The 16,011-nt window shown below is 66.8% G+C and carries 16 protein-coding genes; 7 read left to right on the top strand and 9 right to left on the bottom strand.

Annotation, left to right across the window (positions count from 1 at the left end; all coding sequences use genetic code 11):
* Positions 1 to 33: 33 nt before the first annotated feature.
* Complete coding sequence (locus tag QY325_14945) at positions 34 to 975, bottom strand: ATP-binding cassette domain-containing protein (protein ID WKZ66053.1); 942 nt, start codon at positions 973 to 975, stop codon at positions 34 to 36.
* Between the two features lie 83 nt (positions 976 to 1,058).
* The gene (locus tag QY325_14940) at positions 1,059 to 3,035 is read right to left on the bottom strand and encodes a TonB-dependent receptor (GenBank protein WKZ66052.1); all 1,977 of its coding nucleotides are present in this window, start codon (positions 3,033 to 3,035) and stop codon (positions 1,059 to 1,061) included.
* A gap of 114 nt (positions 3,036 to 3,149) precedes the next feature.
* Between QY325_14940 and QY325_14935 the strand changes: the two genes are divergently transcribed.
* Genes QY325_14935 through QY325_14925 form a run of 3 tightly spaced genes read left to right on the top strand, consistent with a single transcriptional unit; the run spans position 3,150 to position 5,684 of the window.
* Positions 3,150 to 3,920 (top strand): ABC transporter permease, encoded by a 771-nt coding sequence (locus QY325_14935; protein ID WKZ66051.1) that lies wholly within the window; start codon positions 3,150 to 3,152, stop codon positions 3,918 to 3,920.
* A gap of 1 nt (position 3,921) precedes the next feature.
* The gene (locus QY325_14930) at positions 3,922 to 4,701 is read left to right on the top strand and encodes an ATP-binding cassette domain-containing protein (GenBank protein ID WKZ66050.1); all 780 of its coding nucleotides are present in this window, start codon (positions 3,922 to 3,924) and stop codon (positions 4,699 to 4,701) included.
* Entirely contained in the window at positions 4,701 to 5,684 is a 984-nt protein-coding gene (locus tag QY325_14925; GenBank protein WKZ66049.1) for an MlaD family protein, read from the top strand. The genes QY325_14930 and QY325_14925 overlap by 1 nt, the downstream gene beginning before the upstream one ends.
* Here QY325_14925 and QY325_14920 read toward each other — a convergent pair.
* From QY325_14920 to atpD, 3 genes are all read right to left on the bottom strand, one after another.
* The gene (locus QY325_14920) at positions 5,681 to 6,097 is read right to left on the bottom strand and encodes a DCC1-like thiol-disulfide oxidoreductase family protein (GenBank protein ID WKZ66048.1); all 417 of its coding nucleotides are present in this window, start codon (positions 6,095 to 6,097) and stop codon (positions 5,681 to 5,683) included. The genes QY325_14925 and QY325_14920 overlap by 4 nt on opposite strands.
* A gap of 185 nt (positions 6,098 to 6,282) precedes the next feature.
* Positions 6,283 to 6,516: an ATP synthase F1 subunit epsilon gene (atpC, locus tag QY325_14915; protein ID WKZ66047.1), complete on the bottom strand. Its 234-nt coding sequence runs from the start codon at positions 6,514 to 6,516 to the stop codon at positions 6,283 to 6,285.
* Between the two features lie 141 nt (positions 6,517 to 6,657).
* Entirely contained in the window at positions 6,658 to 8,169 is a 1,512-nt protein-coding gene (atpD, locus tag QY325_14910; protein WKZ66046.1) for a F0F1 ATP synthase subunit beta, read from the bottom strand.
* A gap of 162 nt (positions 8,170 to 8,331) precedes the next feature.
* Between atpD and QY325_14905 the strand changes: the two genes are divergently transcribed.
* Genes QY325_14905 through pnuC form a run of 3 tightly spaced genes read left to right on the top strand, consistent with a single transcriptional unit; the run spans position 8,332 to position 10,515 of the window.
* A complete protein-coding gene (locus QY325_14905; protein WKZ66045.1) occupies positions 8,332 to 9,273 on the top strand; it encodes a bifunctional riboflavin kinase/FAD synthetase in 942 nt (313 codons plus the stop codon).
* On the top strand, positions 9,273 to 9,869 hold the full coding sequence (locus QY325_14900; GenBank protein WKZ66044.1) for a leucine-rich repeat domain-containing protein: 597 nt from the start codon (positions 9,273 to 9,275) through the stop codon (positions 9,867 to 9,869). The genes QY325_14905 and QY325_14900 overlap by 1 nt, the downstream gene beginning before the upstream one ends.
* 25 nt (positions 9,870 to 9,894) lie before the next feature.
* Positions 9,895 to 10,515 carry a nicotinamide riboside transporter PnuC gene (gene pnuC / locus QY325_14895; protein ID WKZ66043.1) on the top strand — a complete coding sequence of 207 codons (621 nt, stop codon included), beginning with the start codon at positions 9,895 to 9,897 and terminating at the stop codon, positions 10,513 to 10,515.
* Here the strand turns inward: pnuC and QY325_14890 are convergent.
* From QY325_14890 to crtI, 3 genes are read right to left on the bottom strand one after another with little or no spacing between them, the layout of a single operon-like run.
* A complete protein-coding gene (locus QY325_14890; GenBank protein ID WKZ67992.1) occupies positions 10,506 to 11,222 on the bottom strand; it encodes a lycopene cyclase domain-containing protein in 717 nt (238 codons plus the stop codon). The two genes, pnuC and QY325_14890, sit on opposite strands and share 10 nt — an antisense overlap.
* On the bottom strand, positions 11,222 to 11,869 hold the full coding sequence (locus tag QY325_14885) for a carotenoid biosynthesis protein (protein WKZ66042.1): 648 nt from the start codon (positions 11,867 to 11,869) through the stop codon (positions 11,222 to 11,224). Before QY325_14885 ends, QY325_14890 begins: the two co-directional genes overlap by 1 nt.
* Positions 11,866 to 13,371: a phytoene desaturase family protein gene (gene crtI / locus QY325_14880; protein ID WKZ66041.1), complete on the bottom strand. Its 1,506-nt coding sequence runs from the start codon at positions 13,369 to 13,371 to the stop codon at positions 11,866 to 11,868. Before crtI ends, QY325_14885 begins: the two co-directional genes overlap by 4 nt.
* A gap of 42 nt (positions 13,372 to 13,413) precedes the next feature.
* Here crtI and QY325_14875 point away from each other — a divergent pair, with 42 nt between their 5' ends.
* Positions 13,414 to 14,220, top strand: a complete 807-nt coding sequence (locus QY325_14875) for a hypothetical protein (protein ID WKZ66040.1) — start codon at positions 13,414 to 13,416, stop codon at positions 14,218 to 14,220.
* On the opposite strand, the gene QY325_14870 is transcribed toward QY325_14875, so the two are convergent.
* Positions 14,160 to 15,986, bottom strand: coding sequence for a T9SS type A sorting domain-containing protein (locus QY325_14870; protein WKZ66039.1), 1,827 nt, complete (start codon positions 15,984 to 15,986; stop codon positions 14,160 to 14,162). The genes QY325_14875 and QY325_14870 overlap by 61 nt on opposite strands.
* Between the last annotated feature and the right edge of the window lie 25 nt (positions 15,987 to 16,011).

Genomic DNA, 16,011 nt, shown 5'->3' with positions numbered 1-16,011 from the left:
GGCGGCCGGCGTGCGGTCCGCAGGGGCGATGGCTCATTCCGTCATCCCTTTTGCAACGGCTCCCGGATCGCGCTCGCTCACCACCCGGATGAAGATGTCGTGCATGCGGGGCACCTCCTCCTGCACGCCATGGATCTCCACCGTGGGCAGGAGCTGGCGCAGCACATCGTTGAGCTTTGCGCCCTTCCCCAGCCGGATGCGCGCGCGGCTGTGCTCGCCGCTCTCCTCGGCCTCGAGCAGCTCGCCGGTGAAGGCCAGGGCGTTGGCCAGCGCCACCCTGCTGCCCTTGTACTCGATCCGGTAGGTGCTATCGGAGTAGCGCCTGCGGATCTCGCGCACATCCCCATGCAGCATCAGGCGCGCCCTGTCGATGAGGCCGATGTGGTCGCACAGCTCCTCCACGCTCGGCATGCTGTGGGTGCTCAGCATCACGGTGACGCCTGCATCGCGCAGGCGGAGGATCTCGCTGCGGATCAGCTCGGCGTTGATGGGGTCGAAGCCGCTGAAGGGCTCATCGAGGATGAGCAGCCGGGGCTCGTGGAGCACGGTGGTGATGAACTGCACCTTCTGCGCCATGCCCTTGCTGAGCTCCTCCACCTTCTTGTTCCACCAGCCCGTCATCTCCCATCGCTCGAACCATGCCTTCAGGCGCCTGGCGGCATCGCCCCTCTTCAGGCCCTTGAGCTGCGCCAGGTAGAGGGCCTGCTCACCCACCTTCATCTTCTTGTACAGCCCGCGCTCCTCGGGGAGATAGCCCATGCGCGCGACGTCATCAGGCCCCATCTCGTGCCCGTCGAGCAGCACGCGCCCCTCATCAGGGCCGGTGATGCGGGTGATGATGCGGATGAGCGTGGTCTTGCCCGCCCCGTTGGGGCCGAGGAGGCCGAAGACCTGCCCGGAAGGCACCTCCATGGTGATGCCGTCGAGGGCGGTGAAGGCGCCGAAGCGCTTGGTGATCCCGTGCAGCTCAAGCATGCGTGGCGGCGAAGATAGACGGGGCGCCATCGGCTTCCGGGCCGCGCATGGATCGGCCGGACCGGTGGTCACAGCGGGTGGCCTCAGCGGCCCCAATCCACCCTTACCCCTGCCGTGAGCCAGCGGCCCGGCAGCGCCACGTTGCCGCGATCCACCTGCGCCGCATCCAGGAGGTTGGTGACGCCCACATGCACGGTGAGCGGTCCCAGCCTCCTATCCATGCGCACATCGAGCCGCAGCGGTGAGGGATAGGCCAGCTCCCGTCCGTCCGGAAAGCTGGCATAGGTGCCGTTACGCGTGCGCCACGACAGGTCCGCGCGGAACATCCAACGCCGAGCAAGGCGCTGAGCCCACCACAGCACGGCGTGATGCTCGAGGTGGTCGAGCACGTAGAGCGAGGCGAAGGGGAAGGACCGCTGATCCGACCACTGGTAGCCATAGAGCAGCCCCCCTCCGCCGTTCCTGCGGCCAGGCCGGAGATCGAACTGGATCTCGATGCCGTTCAGGTCCACCACGGTGAGATTGGCGGCCCGCGTCACCGGATCGCCGGGCAGGCGCCGCCAGTCGATCAGGTCCATGCCCTTGCGGCGCCATGCGCAAACCACCAGGCTCCACGCTGCACCGTGCATGCGATGGCCCACCTCCACCTGGTCGGCGTGCTCTGCGCGGAGGTCCTTGCTCCCTTGGGCACCGCCCCGCGTGTAGTAGAGGTCCGTCCAGGTCGGGAACCGGAAGGCGCGGCCTGCGTTCACGTAGGACACCTGCCCCTGGGACCACCGATGATGCAGGTCGATCCCCGGCGCCCACTCGGGCGCGAAATCCGAATTGACGTTGAGCAGCACACCCGCGTCCACGCCCCAGCGGCCCAGCTCCGAGCGGTGGTCGAGATGAAGCGCAAGGTTGCGGCGCTCGGCCCGGCGCGTGAACGCCTCGCGCGCTCCCCTGGCCGCGATGGGCTGCGCCATCGGCTCGCCCAGCACATTGCTCAGGATGCGCTCCAGCCGGGCATGCGCCCCGATGGCGGTGGTGCCTGCCCGCCACCGCCGCTTCACACTGGCATCGGCGCCCGAAACCTGGGTGCGGTGCCGGTTGTGGAAGGTGTAGAAGAGGGTGGGCGCGAATCTTGCGGTATCGGCCTCGCCGCGGATGAAGAAGCCACCGGCATAGCGGTAGTACCCCTCGCTCTCCCGGAACAGCTGGAAACGGTCGTCGTGGCGCCGCCCATAGGCCTTGATGCTCCACGGCCAGGGGGCCTCCTCATTGCGCACCTCTGCGGCCGCGAGGTAGCTGCCGATGATCTCCTGCTGATCGGGGAACGTGGACGAGTAGTGGTTCTGGGCGCCGAAACGCCGGTGCAGCCCGGCGAGCTGGCCCTTCACCACCACGCGCCGGATCCGGTACAGCGCGGAAAGGTGTCCGCCGGTGCGGTCCATGTCGCTGTTGGGCACATAGCCGGCGTGCCTTCCGTGGAATGCGGAGAGGCGCACCCCGCCTTTGGCCCCTCCGATGTCCTGCGCTGCCCGCACCAGGCGGGCGCCGAACTCCCCGCCCTCCACCTGCAGGCTTCCCTTGCGGCCCTCCGGAGCGCGGGTCAGCACGTTGATCGCGCCCGTCATGGCATTGGCGCCGAAGGTGCGGGCCGCACCGCCGTAGAGCACCTCGATCCGTTCAATGGCATCGCCCAGCAGCGGCAGGTTCATCAGGTGGTGCCCGGTCTGCGGGTCGGTCATGGGTATGCCGTCCACGAGCACCAGGGCCTGGTCGAAGGTGCCTCCACGGATTCCGATGTCGGTCTGTGCATCGAACGGTCCACGCTGGCGGACGTCGACCAAGGTGGCCGTGCGGAGCAGTTCGCTCACCTCCGGCCGCGGAGCGGTTGCAATGCGCAGCGAATCCAGCACCTGCAGATGGCGTGCGGTGCGGGGGAGCGGGCTGGTGATGCGCGTAGCCGTGACCTGCACGGTGTCCAGACGCTGCGCGTCCGTGCCCTGGCCATGCAGCCCTCCGGCGAAGGCGATGCACCCGGACAGGAGCACTCGGCGCGCGCAGGACCACGGCATGGGGCCGCGAAAATGCACCCGGCCGGGTGAATGCCCCACACCGGGTCCCATCGTGCCCATCATCATGACCGGAAGCCGTCTCACGGGGTATCTTCCCCCGCTGAACACCGGGCCATGGCCACAGTAAAGGGACTCCGCGCCATGCTGGAGGAGGTCGGCGACATCACCGCCTTCGCGGGCCGCTTCTTCGCGAATGCGTTCCACGCCCGCTTTGAATGGAGCGAGCTCTTCCGCCAATGCTTCCTGAACGGCTACCGCTCGCTTCCCCTGGTGGGCATCACGGCCTTCATCATGGGCCTGGTGCTCACCGTGCAGAGCAGGCCCACCCTCGAGCGGTTCGGGGCAGCCAGCATGCTCCCGGCCATGGTGGCCATCAGCGTGGTGCGCGAGATCGCCCCTGTGATCACCGCGCTCATCGGAGCGGGCAAGATCGGCAGCAGCATGGGCGCAGAGCTCGGCAGCATGAAGGTGACCGAGCAGATCGACGCCATGGAGGTGAGCGGCACCAATCCCTTCCGCTACCTGGTCGTGACCCGGGTCTGGAGCACGACCCTGATGCTTCCGGTGCTCGTGGTGCTGAGCGATGCCATCGCCATCTGGGCCACCTGGATCGGCGTGAACATCAAGGATGACGTGAGCTGGGACCTGTTCTACCGGCAGGTCTTCGATTCGCTGGAGTTCTCCGACTTCGTGCCGGCCTTCATCAAGAGCTACTTCTTCGGCTTCGCCATCGGCATCGTGGGCTGCTACCGCGGCTATGCCACCGAGAAGGGCACGGAGGGGGTCGGGCAAGCCGCGCACACCGCCGTGGTCACCGCCTCGCTGCTCATCTTCATCCTCGACCTCATCGCCGTGCAGATCACGGACATCCTCGGCCTCAATTGAGATGGAAACCCTGACCGTGCCCCAGGCCCCGCAAGCCGCCATCACCGACGAGCGCGTGGTGGAGGTACGCGGCCTGGTGAAGGCCTTCGGCGCCAATAGGGTGCTCAATGGCTTCGACCTCGACCTGCGGCGCGGCGAGAACCTGATGGTGCTGGGCAAGAGCGGGAGCGGCAAGAGCGTCTGCATCAAATGCATCGTCCGGCTGCTCCAGCCCGATGCCGGCAGCATCCGCGTGCTGGGCCAGGATGTGCTGGCCCTGGGGCAGGAGGAGCTCGACAGGCTGCGCGTCCGCATCGGCTTCCTGTTCCAGAGCAGCGCGCTTTACGACAGCATGACCGTGCAGGAGAACCTGGAGTTCCCCCTCCGCAGGCATTGGCTGGCCCGCGATGCCCGCAGTACCAACGACCTCGTTGAGGAAGTGCTCAACGCCGTGGGCCTCCCGCACACGCGCGACCTTTACCCCAGCGAGCTCAGCGGCGGCATGAAGCGGCGCATCGGGCTGGCGCGCACGCTGATCCTGAAGCCGGAGATCGTGCTCTACGACGAGCCGACCACCGGCCTCGACCCGATCACCGGCAAGGAGATCGTTGAGCTGATCCTGCAACTGCAGCGCAGCTACAACACCTCCTCCATCATCATCTCGCACGACCTCAACGTGGCGAAGCTCGCCGCCAACCGCATCATCGTCCTGCACGAAGGACGCAACCACGTGGAGGGCAGCTACGACGATCTTCGCGCCTCGAACGACCCCGTGGTGCGCTCATTCTTCATTTTCATGTGATGGCCAAGGAAGGGAACGTGAACGCGCGCCTCGGGCTCTTCGTGCTCATCGGCACGGCGGTGCTCGTGGTCGGCCTGTACCTGCTCGGCAGCAAGCGCGGGCTCTTCAGCAGCACCATGACCGTGAGCGCCGAGTTCAGGCAGGTGGGCGGCCTGCGCCCGGGCAACAACGTGCGCTACGCCGGCATCAATGTGGGCACGGTGGAGCGCCTCTCCATCGTCAATGACAGCACCGTGCGCGTGGACATGGCCATCCGCGCCGATCAGGTCGAGCACCTGCGCAGCAACGCCGTGGCCACCATCGGCTCCGACGGCCTCATGGGCAACAAGCTGGTGAACCTGGAGCCGGGCGATGGCCCGGGCGAACCGCTCGCGGAGGGGGCCGTCCTGCCCACCTCGGTGCCGCTCGACACCGATGCCATGCTGCGCACCCTCGACCTCACGAACGACAACCTCGCCGCCATCACCTCCGACCTGCGGCAGCTGGCCGAACGGCTCAACAGGCCGGGCAGCGTAATCGATCTGTTCGCGGACACCGTCCTGGCCGACCAGCTCCGCGGCTCTCTAGGCGAGCTCAATGCCACCGCCGCCGCCGCCCACGCCGCCACCCGACAGGTGAACGAGCTCGTGGCCGATGTACGCGGCGGCAAGGGCGCCCTAGGCACCCTGATCGGCGACCCCGTGGCGGAGGAGCAGGTGAAGGGCCTGCTCCACCAGCTCCAGGTCCTCTCCGACTCGCTGGCCCGTGCAGCCGGACAGGTCGACCGTTTCAGCACGGGCCTCAACGACCCGCAGGGACTTGCGCATACCCTCACCCGGGACACCGCCGTGGCCGGCGAAGTGCGGCGCTCCATTGCCAACCTGGAGAAGGGGACCGCCACCCTCAATGAGAACCTCAATGCCCTCCAGCGCAACTGGTTCTTCCGCAAGTACTTCAAGGAGAAGGAAAGGGACCTGAAGCGCGACGGCCGGTCGCGGCCCTAGGGCAGGAAGCGTCCGCGCTCCGCCTCCGTCGGCACGCGGCACGCATCGCGCTTGCCGAACCAGGCATACCGGTTGCGCGCCACCCAAGTATAGATTCCATCCCGGATGAAGCTTGGCACCAGCAGCAGCAGACCGTAGCCGCGCCGCCAACCGCCCAAGTCCATGAGGATGCGTATGGCCGCCGCCGAGCGCTGCAGCACCACGCCTCGGCGCAGGTAGACCACGCTTTCAAGCCCTTGAGCCAGGCCGACTGGAAGCTGCTCCTGCGCGGTGGGCCCTTGCAGCGGCGCGAAACGGAAGCGCGCGGACCTGTCAATCCGGAGCAACCGGTCAACGAATCGGTTGCACAGGCCGCAAACGCCGTCGAAGAAGATGATTCCGCTGCTGCTTGACGGGGTGCGCTGGCTCGGCACAGGGCAAAGCTAGATCCATGGGTCCTGAACCCGCCGGCAGCCGCTGAACGAGCCCCACCCAGCAGGGTGCTGGCTGATGGCTGCATCAGCACAAACGCTCAATACGGCCAGTGGTGCCAGCAACGGCCAAATAGAAGGGCGCTCTTCCGGGCGCCCTTCCACAGTGGTCTTGCTCATTCGTGCCTCTACTCCGCCAGCACGAGCACGGTGTTGTTCATCACCTCCACCACGCCGCCCTTCACGGCGAAGGACTCCTCGCCCTTCTCGGTCTTCACTTTCACCTCACCGGCCTTGAGCACCGTGATCAGCGGGGCATGGTTGTTCAGGAAGCCCAGGCTGCCATCCACGCCGGGTACGGTGACACCGGTGGCCTCGCCCTTGAAGAGCTCCTTGTCGGGGGTGATTATTTCAACGCGCATCGGTGCTTGCTGACGGTTGCCTGATGTCCTATGCCTGACCCCGATCGCCCGCCCGGGCTCAGGCAAAGGACCTCGGACGAATGCTAGGTGCCTAAAGTATGCAGAGCGTTTCGGTGTCTTTCTACGGGCGGTGCAACGGGCTTAGGCCTTCGCGGCTTCTGCGAGCATCTTCTTACCGGCGGCGATCACGTCCTCGATGCTGCCCTTCAGGTTGAAGGCCGTCTCGGGGTACTCGTCCATCTCGCCGTCGAGGATCATGTTGAAGCCCTTGATGGTCTCCTCGATGGGCACCATCACGCCCTTGAGGCCGGTGAACTGCTCGGCCACGAAGAAGGGCTGGCTGAGGAAGCGCTGCACCTTGCGGGCGCGGTTCACGGCCATTTTATCCTCCTCGCTCAGCTCGTCCATGCCGAGGATGGCGATAATGTCCTGCAGCTCCTTGTAGCGCTGCAGGATGGCCTTCACGCGCTGGGCGCAGTTGTAGTGCTCGGCGCCCACGATGGCCGGGGTGAGGATCCGGCTGGTGCTGTCCAAGGGGTCCACCGAGGGATAAATGCCGAGCTCGGCGATCTTGCGGCTCAGCACCGTGGTGGCGTCGAGGTGCGCGAAGGTGGTGGCGGGGGCGGGGTCGGTCAGGTCGTCCGCGGGCACGTACACGGCCTGCACCGAGGTGATGGAGCCGCGCTTGGTGGAGGTGATGCGCTCCTGCATGGCGCCCATCTCGGTGGCCAGAGTGGGCTGGTAGCCCACGGCGCTGGGCATGCGGCCCAGCAGCGCGCTCACCTCGGAACCGGCCTGGGTGAAGCGGAAGATGTTGTCCACGAAGAAGAGGATGTCGCGGCCGCCGCTCTGCTCATCGCCATCGCGGAAGTACTCGGCGAGGGTGAGGCCGCTCAGGGCCACGCGGGCGCGGGCGCCGGGCGGCTCGTTCATCTGTCCGAAGATGAAGGTGGCTTGGCTGGAGGCGAGGTCGTCGTAGTTCACCTTGCTCAGGTCCCAGCCGCCGTGCTCCATGCTGTGCTTGAACTCTTCGCCGTACTTGATGATGCCGGCCTCGATCATCTCGCGCAGCAGGTCGTTGCCCTCACGGGTGCGCTCGCCCACGCCAGCGAACACGCTGTAGCCGCTGTAGCCCTTGGCGATGTTGTTGATCAGCTCCTGGATGAGCACCGTCTTGCCCACGCCAGCGCCGCCGAACAGACCGATCTTGCCGCCCTTGGCGTAGGGCTCGATGAGGTCGATCACCTTGATTCCGGTGAAGAGCACCTCGGTGCTGGTGCTCAGTTCCTCGAACTTGGGGGCCTCGCGGTGGATGGGATAGCTCTTGCCCGAGCCCACGGGCTTCATGCCGTCGATGGCCTGGCCGGTCACGTTGAATAGGCGGCCCTTGATGGCATCACCGATGGGCATGCTGATGGGCCTGCCCTGGCCCACCACCTCGGCCCCGCGCTGCAGGCCGTCCGTGCTCTCCATGGAGATGGCCCGAACGGTGTCCTCGCCGATCAGCTGCTGGGTCTCCAGCACCAGCACCGACCCGTCAGGGCGAGTGATGTGGAGCGCGTCGTAGATGTTGGGCAGGTCATTGCCGGCCTCGAAGCGTACGTCGACCACCGGTCCGATGACCTGGACGACCTTTCCGATGTGCTTGGACATGAGGAAGTTGGACTGTTCGTGAGGGCGTACCTCCGTTTTGCGGCCGCGAAGGTAGGGGTTCCCCGGAGAAGGACCAACGGCGGTTCTCAACAGGTGTTCATGACGGGTGGCCCGCCCCGGGAGGGGGCCTTGTGGCCGGCAGGCCCGACCTTCGCCCCAACCATGCAGGTACACACCGACATCGCCGATTTCAAGGGCGTGAAGCGGCCCGTGCTCACCACGGGCACCTTCGACGGCGTGCATCGCGGCCACCGCGCGATCATCGACCGGCTCATCGCACGGGCCCGGAAAGAGGAGGGCGAGAGCGTGCTCTTCACCTTCCATCCGCATCCCCGCATGGTGCTTTTCCCCGGCGATGATGAGCTGAAGCTGCTGAGCACCCAGGAAGAGAAGCGCGTCCTGTTGGAGGCCGCCGGCCTCGACCACCTGCTGGTAGTCCCCTTCAGCCGCCAATTCTCGCGCATGCACGCCATCGATTACGTCCGCGACGTGCTCGTGGGCGCCATCGGCGTGCGCGCCGTCGTCATCGGATACGACCACCGGTTCGGCCGCAACCGCGAGGGCGACCTCGTGCTGCTGCGCCAGCTGGGGGAGGCCTACGACATCGCGGTGGAGGAGATCCCCGCTCAGGAAGTCGACCGGGTGAAGGTGAGCAGCACCAAGATCCGCCAGGCACTGCTGATCGGCGAGGCCCGCGCCGCCAATGAGCTGCTCGGCTACCGCTACCCCTTGACCGGCGTGGTGGTGAAGGGCGACCAGCTGGGCCGCACCATGGGCTATCCCACCGCCAACATCGGGGCCATCGATCCGCAGAAGCTCATTCCGGCCGACGGGGTCTATGCCGTGGAGGTGGCGCTGAAGGACGGCCTGCACGGCGGCATGCTCTACATCGGCGAACGGCCCACCCTGGCGGGTGCTGCCCACCGCAACGTGGAGGTCAACATCTTCGATCTGGACCGCGATCTGTACGGCGAAGCCATTACCGTGCGTTTCATCGACCGGATCCGTGGCGACCAGCGCTTCGAGAGCCTGGAGGCCCTCACGCAGCAGCTGCATGCGGACCGGCGCATCGCCATGCAACGGATCAACGAACCCCTGCACTGATGCGCCACGCGCTGCTCACCGCCCTTCTGCTGCTGACGGCCGCTGCGGCCCGGGCGCAATTGCTCTCGCAAGCGGCGCTCGATTCCACCCGCACCTACCGCAGCCTGGAGCGGGCCCTGGCCGAGCCGGACCGGGTCTACCGGCTCGACCTCTCGGGCCAGAAACTGAAGGCGGTGCCCGAGGGCATCCGCCAGCTGAACCGCCTGAACGCGCTCGACCTCAGCGGCAACAGGCTGAAGGAACTCCCCGCATGGCTCGGCGAGCTCACCGCCATGCAGGAGTTCCGCGCCTCACGCAACCGCCTGTCGCAGTTCCCAGAAGCCGTATGCAAGTGGCGGCACCTGAAGCGCCTGGACCTGAGCCGCAACGACATCGCCGCTGTGCCCAAGTGCGCCGGCGGGCTCAAGCAGCTCGTTTCGCTCGACCTCTGGGATACCGACGTGGCCGACTTCCCGAGGGAGCTGGGCGACATGGACGCCCTGCGCTTCCTGGACCTGCGGAACATCCAGTACAGCCAGGAGGAGATGGACCGCATCCAGGAACTGCTGCCGAAGACCAAGATCCACTTCAGCGCACCGTGCGACTGCGGCATGTAGCGCCCCTGCCACGCTGCAGCCGGGGGTGAACACCCGGTTGTCGCGCCCCCTCGACCCGCTCTCACCCACCCCGACCACCTTGGCCTGGACCGCTATCGAAGCCGCCGCCGCCGCGGGCAACCTGACTTACACCGTGCTGATGCTCTATGAGCGGCGCGTGGGCTGGCTGTTCGGCATCGTCGCCTCGGCGCTGGGTGTCGCCCTGTTCCTCCACCAACAGGTGTATGCCCAAGTGGCGCTCAACGCCTTCTATGTCGGCATGGGCGTCTACGGCTGGAGGACCTGGGGCCGGAGCAGCTCAGATGCCTTGCCCATCACCCGCCGCAAGCCGCGCTTCCATCTAGGCATCGTGGCCCTTGGCGCACTGCTCACGCTCTGCCTTGCCCTGGCCCTCCGCCTGCTTCCCGATGCCCGGCTCACCGGGCTGGACGGCTTTGCCACCGCCTTCAGCCTGCTCGCCACATGGATGCTGGCCCGCAAGATCCTCGAGAACTGGGCCTACTGGATCGCGGCGGATGCCGTGGCCATCGCGCTCTATGCGCTGCTCGGCATGTGGTGGTACGCGGCGCTCTACATCATCTACGTGGGGCTCTCCATCTCCGCGCTGGTCCGATGGCACCGGACGTGGAAGGCGGCTCAGGGCTGATCCACCGGCGGCAGGTCGCCATGCCCCCGCTTCAGCGGCCGCTCGTAGAAAGTGATGGTGAGCAGCAGGAAGAAGAGCAGGTACTGACTGTCCTCGATAGGAATCGTGTTGAGGCGGATGCCGAGGTTCTCCGCATCGTTGTACCACACGATGGGCTCCTCGAGCAGCCAGCCGGTGAGGATGCCGTTCACCAGGAAGAAGGGGATTAGGCTCACGGCATAGCCCAGATAGAACCGCCCGAGGTAAGGGCTCTTCAACACGAACACATGCAAGGCCAGCATGGCGGCCGTGCTGAGGAAGGTGATGGCGGTGTAGATGCGGTCGATGTGGAGCCCACCGACCACGAGCAGCACCGCGATGAGGGCGATGCTCAGCGGCCGTGCCACCCTCCCCAGGATGTCGCGCCGCACATAATGGCGCAGGGCCTCATAGATGAACACGCAGCTGTAGGGCACCACCAGGAAGAAGAGCCACTCCTCGATGGGCAGGTGGAAGAACTTCGGGCCGGTGAGGTAGCGCGGGTTGAATCCCCACACCCCATGGGCGGTGAAGATGGCGTCCCAGATGAGGAAGACGGTGGCCATCACCGCGATGCCGGTGAAGAGGCCTGGCCACTTGCGCCAGTACTGCAGCTTGGGCTCGAAGCTCCGCAGCAGCGGGAACGACAGGGTGAAGAGGTCGAGGCCGAGGTAGTAGTAGTGCTCCATCACACGGCGCCCAGCACCAGGTTGAGCCCGGCAAAGAAAACCACCTGCGCCAGCAGCACGGCAGGGCCCAGCGGATTCTCGCGCCGCACCGGAGCGGCGAAGAAGAGCGTGAAGAAGACCGCGCTCACCCCTCCCCACGCGAGGTAGTTCTGCAGCGGGATGTCGCCCTGCGCCCAGGTCCAGAAGCCGAGGTGCACGGCCACGGGCTCAATGAGCAGGTCGAGCGCCACCATGGCTGCGCTGCCCGCCGCCACCTTCAGCCACACCGGAAGGCGCAGGCGCTCCAGGACGGCGCCGATGGCGAAGACAAGCATGCTCCAGTTGAGGCCGATGAGCAAGGGGACGTTGAGCAGCTTGACGCCGAGCACATCGCCGTAGGTGTAGGAACCGAAGACACGGCCCGTCCACACGCCCAGCACTTCCACGGAATAACCCAGGGCGCCCACCAACAAGGCCAGGGCCACCGTGCGTCGATCAAGGTTGGCGAAGAGCACCATGGCCGCCGCCGTGAGCAATAGGTTGATCGGCGTGAGCGGGAGCACATGCGGGGCCAGGGGCGTGGCCAGGGCCACGAGGCCCACCAGGTGGAGGATCAGCACCAGTCCGGTGGCATGGCGCCGGTCGAGGCGCTGTACGAGGGCTCTCATGCGCTTGCGGGGGTTCGTTGCGGCGAAGCCGCCGGGATGAGGGAGGCAACGATGCGGGCACTGAGCAGCGCCAGGGGGATGCCGCCACCCGGGTGGACGCTCCCCCCGCAGAAGAAGAGGCCCTGTATGCTGCTGTGGAAATTGGGATGGCGCAGGAAGGCGGACCAGCGCGAATTGCTGCTGGTGCCATACAGCGAGCCCTGCCAGCTGGAGGTGCGCTCGGCGATCATCCGCGGGTCGAGCACCCGCTCCACGGCGATCAAGGGCTCCACATCGACGCCCAGCGTACGCTTCACCTTGGCGGTGATGGCCCGGCGCGCCTGGTGCACCAGCGTGGCGCGGTCCTGGCCGGCATCGCGCGGGGCATTGATCATGGTGAACCAGTTCTCGCACCCCGCAGGCGCATCGCCGGGCGTGAACTTGCTGGTGATGTTGATGTACACCGTGGGGTCATCATAGACCGCCAGCTTCCCGAAAAGGTGATCGAACTCGGCAGTATAATCGTTGCTGAAGAGGATGTTGTGCAGGCCGAGCTCCGGGAAGCTGCCGCGCACGCCCCAATAGAATACCAAGGCGCTGCTGCTGCGCTCCTGGGCCAGCGTGCGCTCGGGGGCCTTCAGTCCGGGAAGCAGTTTCCGGTAGGTGGGAACGATGTCCATGTTGCTCACCACCAGCTCCGCCGCATGGTCACGGCCGGCGGCACGCACCCCCCTTGCGCGACGGTCCTCTTCATCGAGGAGGATGCGCTCCACCGGCGTGCCGAACCTGAACCGGACGCCGAGGTCAACGGCCAGCAGGTGCAGCGCCCGGGCGATGGCGTACATGCCGCCCACCGGGTAGAAGGCGCCCTGCCCGTGCTCCAGACCGGGAATCATGCGCATCAGCCCCGGCGTGGTGAACGGATTGCTGCCATTGTAAGTGGCGAAGCGGTTGAAGAGCTGCACGGCCTTCGGGTGGTCGCCGAGGGCGGTCCGGTTCACGCTGTCCAGGGTGCCCATGAGCTCTGTCGGGCGGGCGCTAGCCAGGGCCTTGAGGAAGCCGCCGCGCAACACGGTGTCCATGCGGTGCAGCGAATGCTCCAGGAATGTGCGTCCGGTGGTGCCCAGCAGCTCCACCGCACGTGCGATATGGGCCTTGGTGCGTTCGACAGGTACGCCCAATCGGTCCTGCAGCTCGGCAGCGAACCGATCGGCATCGCAGAAGCCGGTGACCCGCGTGCCATCCTCCCAGAAGTACCGATTAGCCTCCTCCAGCCGGACGAAGCGGAACCGGCCCTCCATGTCCACGCCGGCCTCCCGGAAAAGCTCCTCCACCAGATCGGGCCGCGTGAATAGCGAAGGGCCCATGTCGAACCGGAAGCCGCCTTCGGTGAACTCGGCCAGCTTGCCACCGGGGGCATCGGCGGCCTCGAAGACCTCCACTTCATGGCCCTTGGCCGCCAAGCGGATGGCGGTCGCCATGCCAGCGATGCCGGAGCCGATGATGATGGCCTTCTTGCGCACGGTGGGGAGAACAGTTGCGAGGCCCGGATCGTTCACTCATTCATGCCTGCGGCCGGTGCCCACGTCACCCTCTCCTTCTTTCGCTACAGCGGCTTCAACGCCCGGCTGTGGGGCATGCGGCAGATGGCGGAGATGCGGAAGCCCCTCGCGGCCGTCTCGGGGCTCCGCTTCTTCAAGCTGCTGGGCACGGGCGGCGGCTCCGGCTACGGCTTCTGGCCCGACTTCGGCACCTATGCGCTGCTGGGCAGCTGGGCCTCGCATGAGGACGCCGACCGCTTCCATGCAGGGCATGCCGCGCATGCGGCCTGGCGGGCGCATTCCGCCGAGGTGTACACCCTGCACCTGCGACCCGCTTCGAGCCGCGGCCAGTGGTCAGGTGTGAACCCCTTCGCACCCCAAGCGGATGCACCGGACGATGCGCCTCTGGCGGTCCTCACCCGCGCCACCATCAAGCCGGGCTACGTGATCGGGTTCTGGCAGCAGGTGGCGCGCGTGGCGCGCTCCCTGCAGGGCCGCGAAGGGCTCCTGTTCACCAAGGGCGTGGGAGAGCTGCCTTGGGTGGAGCAGGCCACCTTCAGCGTATGGAGGTCCCGTGCGGACATGATGGCCTTCGCCCACGCGCCTTCCACCCCCCATGCGCAGGCGGTTCGGCGCACGCGACAAGCGGCGGGCTTCAGCGAGGAGCTGTATGCCCGGTTCAGCGTGGTGTCCACGGAAGGCAGCTGGCACGGCCGCAACCCCGTACAGGACGGCTGGCAGGGGCTCCCTGAGCCGTGGACTGAATCCGCTCACTCGCGCACGAACCGCGCGAGCACGGACGCCCCAGGGTGCCCGATGCGGACCAGATAGGCCCCGCCCGCCAACCGGGAAGCATCCACCACCACCGCATCCGAGAACCGCTCGAGCGGCGCTTGCACCGCACGGCCGGAGGCATCCATGATGAGGACCGCGGCGGTTGCAGCGCCCTTCACCCCACCGATCCGAACGCGGTCCGCTGCCGGATTGGGCGTCACCGTCACCATCCCTTGCATGGGCTCATCGGCAATGCCCGTCGCCAGGCCCACGCTCGTGATGTAGGGCTGCCATTGCGAGAACTCCCCGCCGGCCACCAATTCACCGGCGTAGGTCGCCACGGCAAGCACCGGCTGCTCAGGGATGCCCAGCGGCTCAACCTGGTCGATGCCGGACCATCGGGCGATGCCGGTGCCGACGGTGACGAAGGTGTAGCTGACGAACGACCCGGCGATGTAGATGGCGCCTTCGTGCTCCACCATGCTGTTGATGCGGGCAGGGCCGATGGACGGCTGGATGTACCCGCTGAGGTTCGGCAGCAGGAGCTCCCATGCCGCCCCACCGGGTGCCAGGCGTGCCATGCCGAAGACAGGTGCGATGTTGGCATAGAGGGCCCCGGCGGCATAGAGCACGCCTTCGACGCTCATCAGGTCATGCACCGGCGCATCAAGGCCGCCGACCAGCTCGCTCCATTCATTGCCCTCCAGCTCCGCTACATGCCGCAGCATCGGCACCGGATCCAGCTCGAAGCCGGTGAATTCACCCGCGGCCACCAGCCGACCGGCATGCGAGGCCAGGGCGGTCACGGCACCGTTGAGCAGGCTGCCCACCGGCTGCCATTGGCCGCCCTCCCACCGCATCACGCCATCGCTCTCGCCGGCGAAGCCCACGATGGTGCCCGCAGCATGCAATGCACCGTTGTGGACATGCAGCGCAGTCACCCGTGGCGCCTTGCCCTCGAACACGGTGCTGAACTCCCAGGCGGTCCCGTTCCACTTGCCGAGGTCCGCTGCGCCGCTGAGGCCGCTTCCGCCTACGTACAACGCGCCTTCATGCTCCACGGCGCAAGCCACCGTTCCCATCACGCCGCCACCCAGCGCCTGGTGGGCCGAGCCATCCCAGATGGCCACGCCGCTCGCGGCCATCCCTCCGGCCTCCGTGAAATCACCGGCGATGAGCAGACGGCCATCCGATAGGGGCAGCGCCACGCGCACCGTGCCGTTCGTTCCATCCCCCAAGGGCTGCCAGGGCAGATTGGGCGGATAGGCCGGCTGTATCCAAGCGAGCTCGGCGGCATCGAATCCATGCGCATCCGCCCATGCGGCGACCTGCGGCCATAGCGGCGAACGGGGCATCTCAAGCACATAGGCGAGGTTCATCGTTTCGCTGATGCGGTGCGCCAGCTCGCCATGGCCGCTCTCGATCATCAGCCAGCCCACCGCGCAGGCATTCCCGTAGGCATCGATGAAGACCGGGTTGCGGTGCGCGACCGATTCATTGCGCGGGAAGGTGCGCGCATCGGCGTAGTCGCCCAGCCTGCCCAGCAGCATGGCGCGCTTGGCGCGCTGCGAAGGATCCAAGGCAGGCCCGGAGCGCATGGCCAATCGCTCGCGCACGAGCTGCAGGTGCATGCGGATCCGATCCGCTTCCGTGCCGAACCGCGCGGTGGTGCCATCGGCGGCGCCAATCGGATCCATCTGCGGCCATTGGGCGTTCACCTCCTGCATGTGCCTGCCCAAAGGGGCATGCGCAACGGGCGGCAATGCGGCGCTGGCGCCGAAGACCATGCAAAAGAGGCAGAGGAATGTTGGGAGCGATCGCATGCGTGGAGGGTTTGGGTTCCCTTCC

The sequence above is a fragment of the Flavobacteriales bacterium genome, assembly GCA_030584065.1.
Taxonomy (GTDB): Bacteria; Bacteroidota; Bacteroidia; order Flavobacteriales_F; family PHOS-HE28; genus PHOS-HE28.
This window is presented reverse-complemented; position numbering and strand designations above follow the sequence as displayed.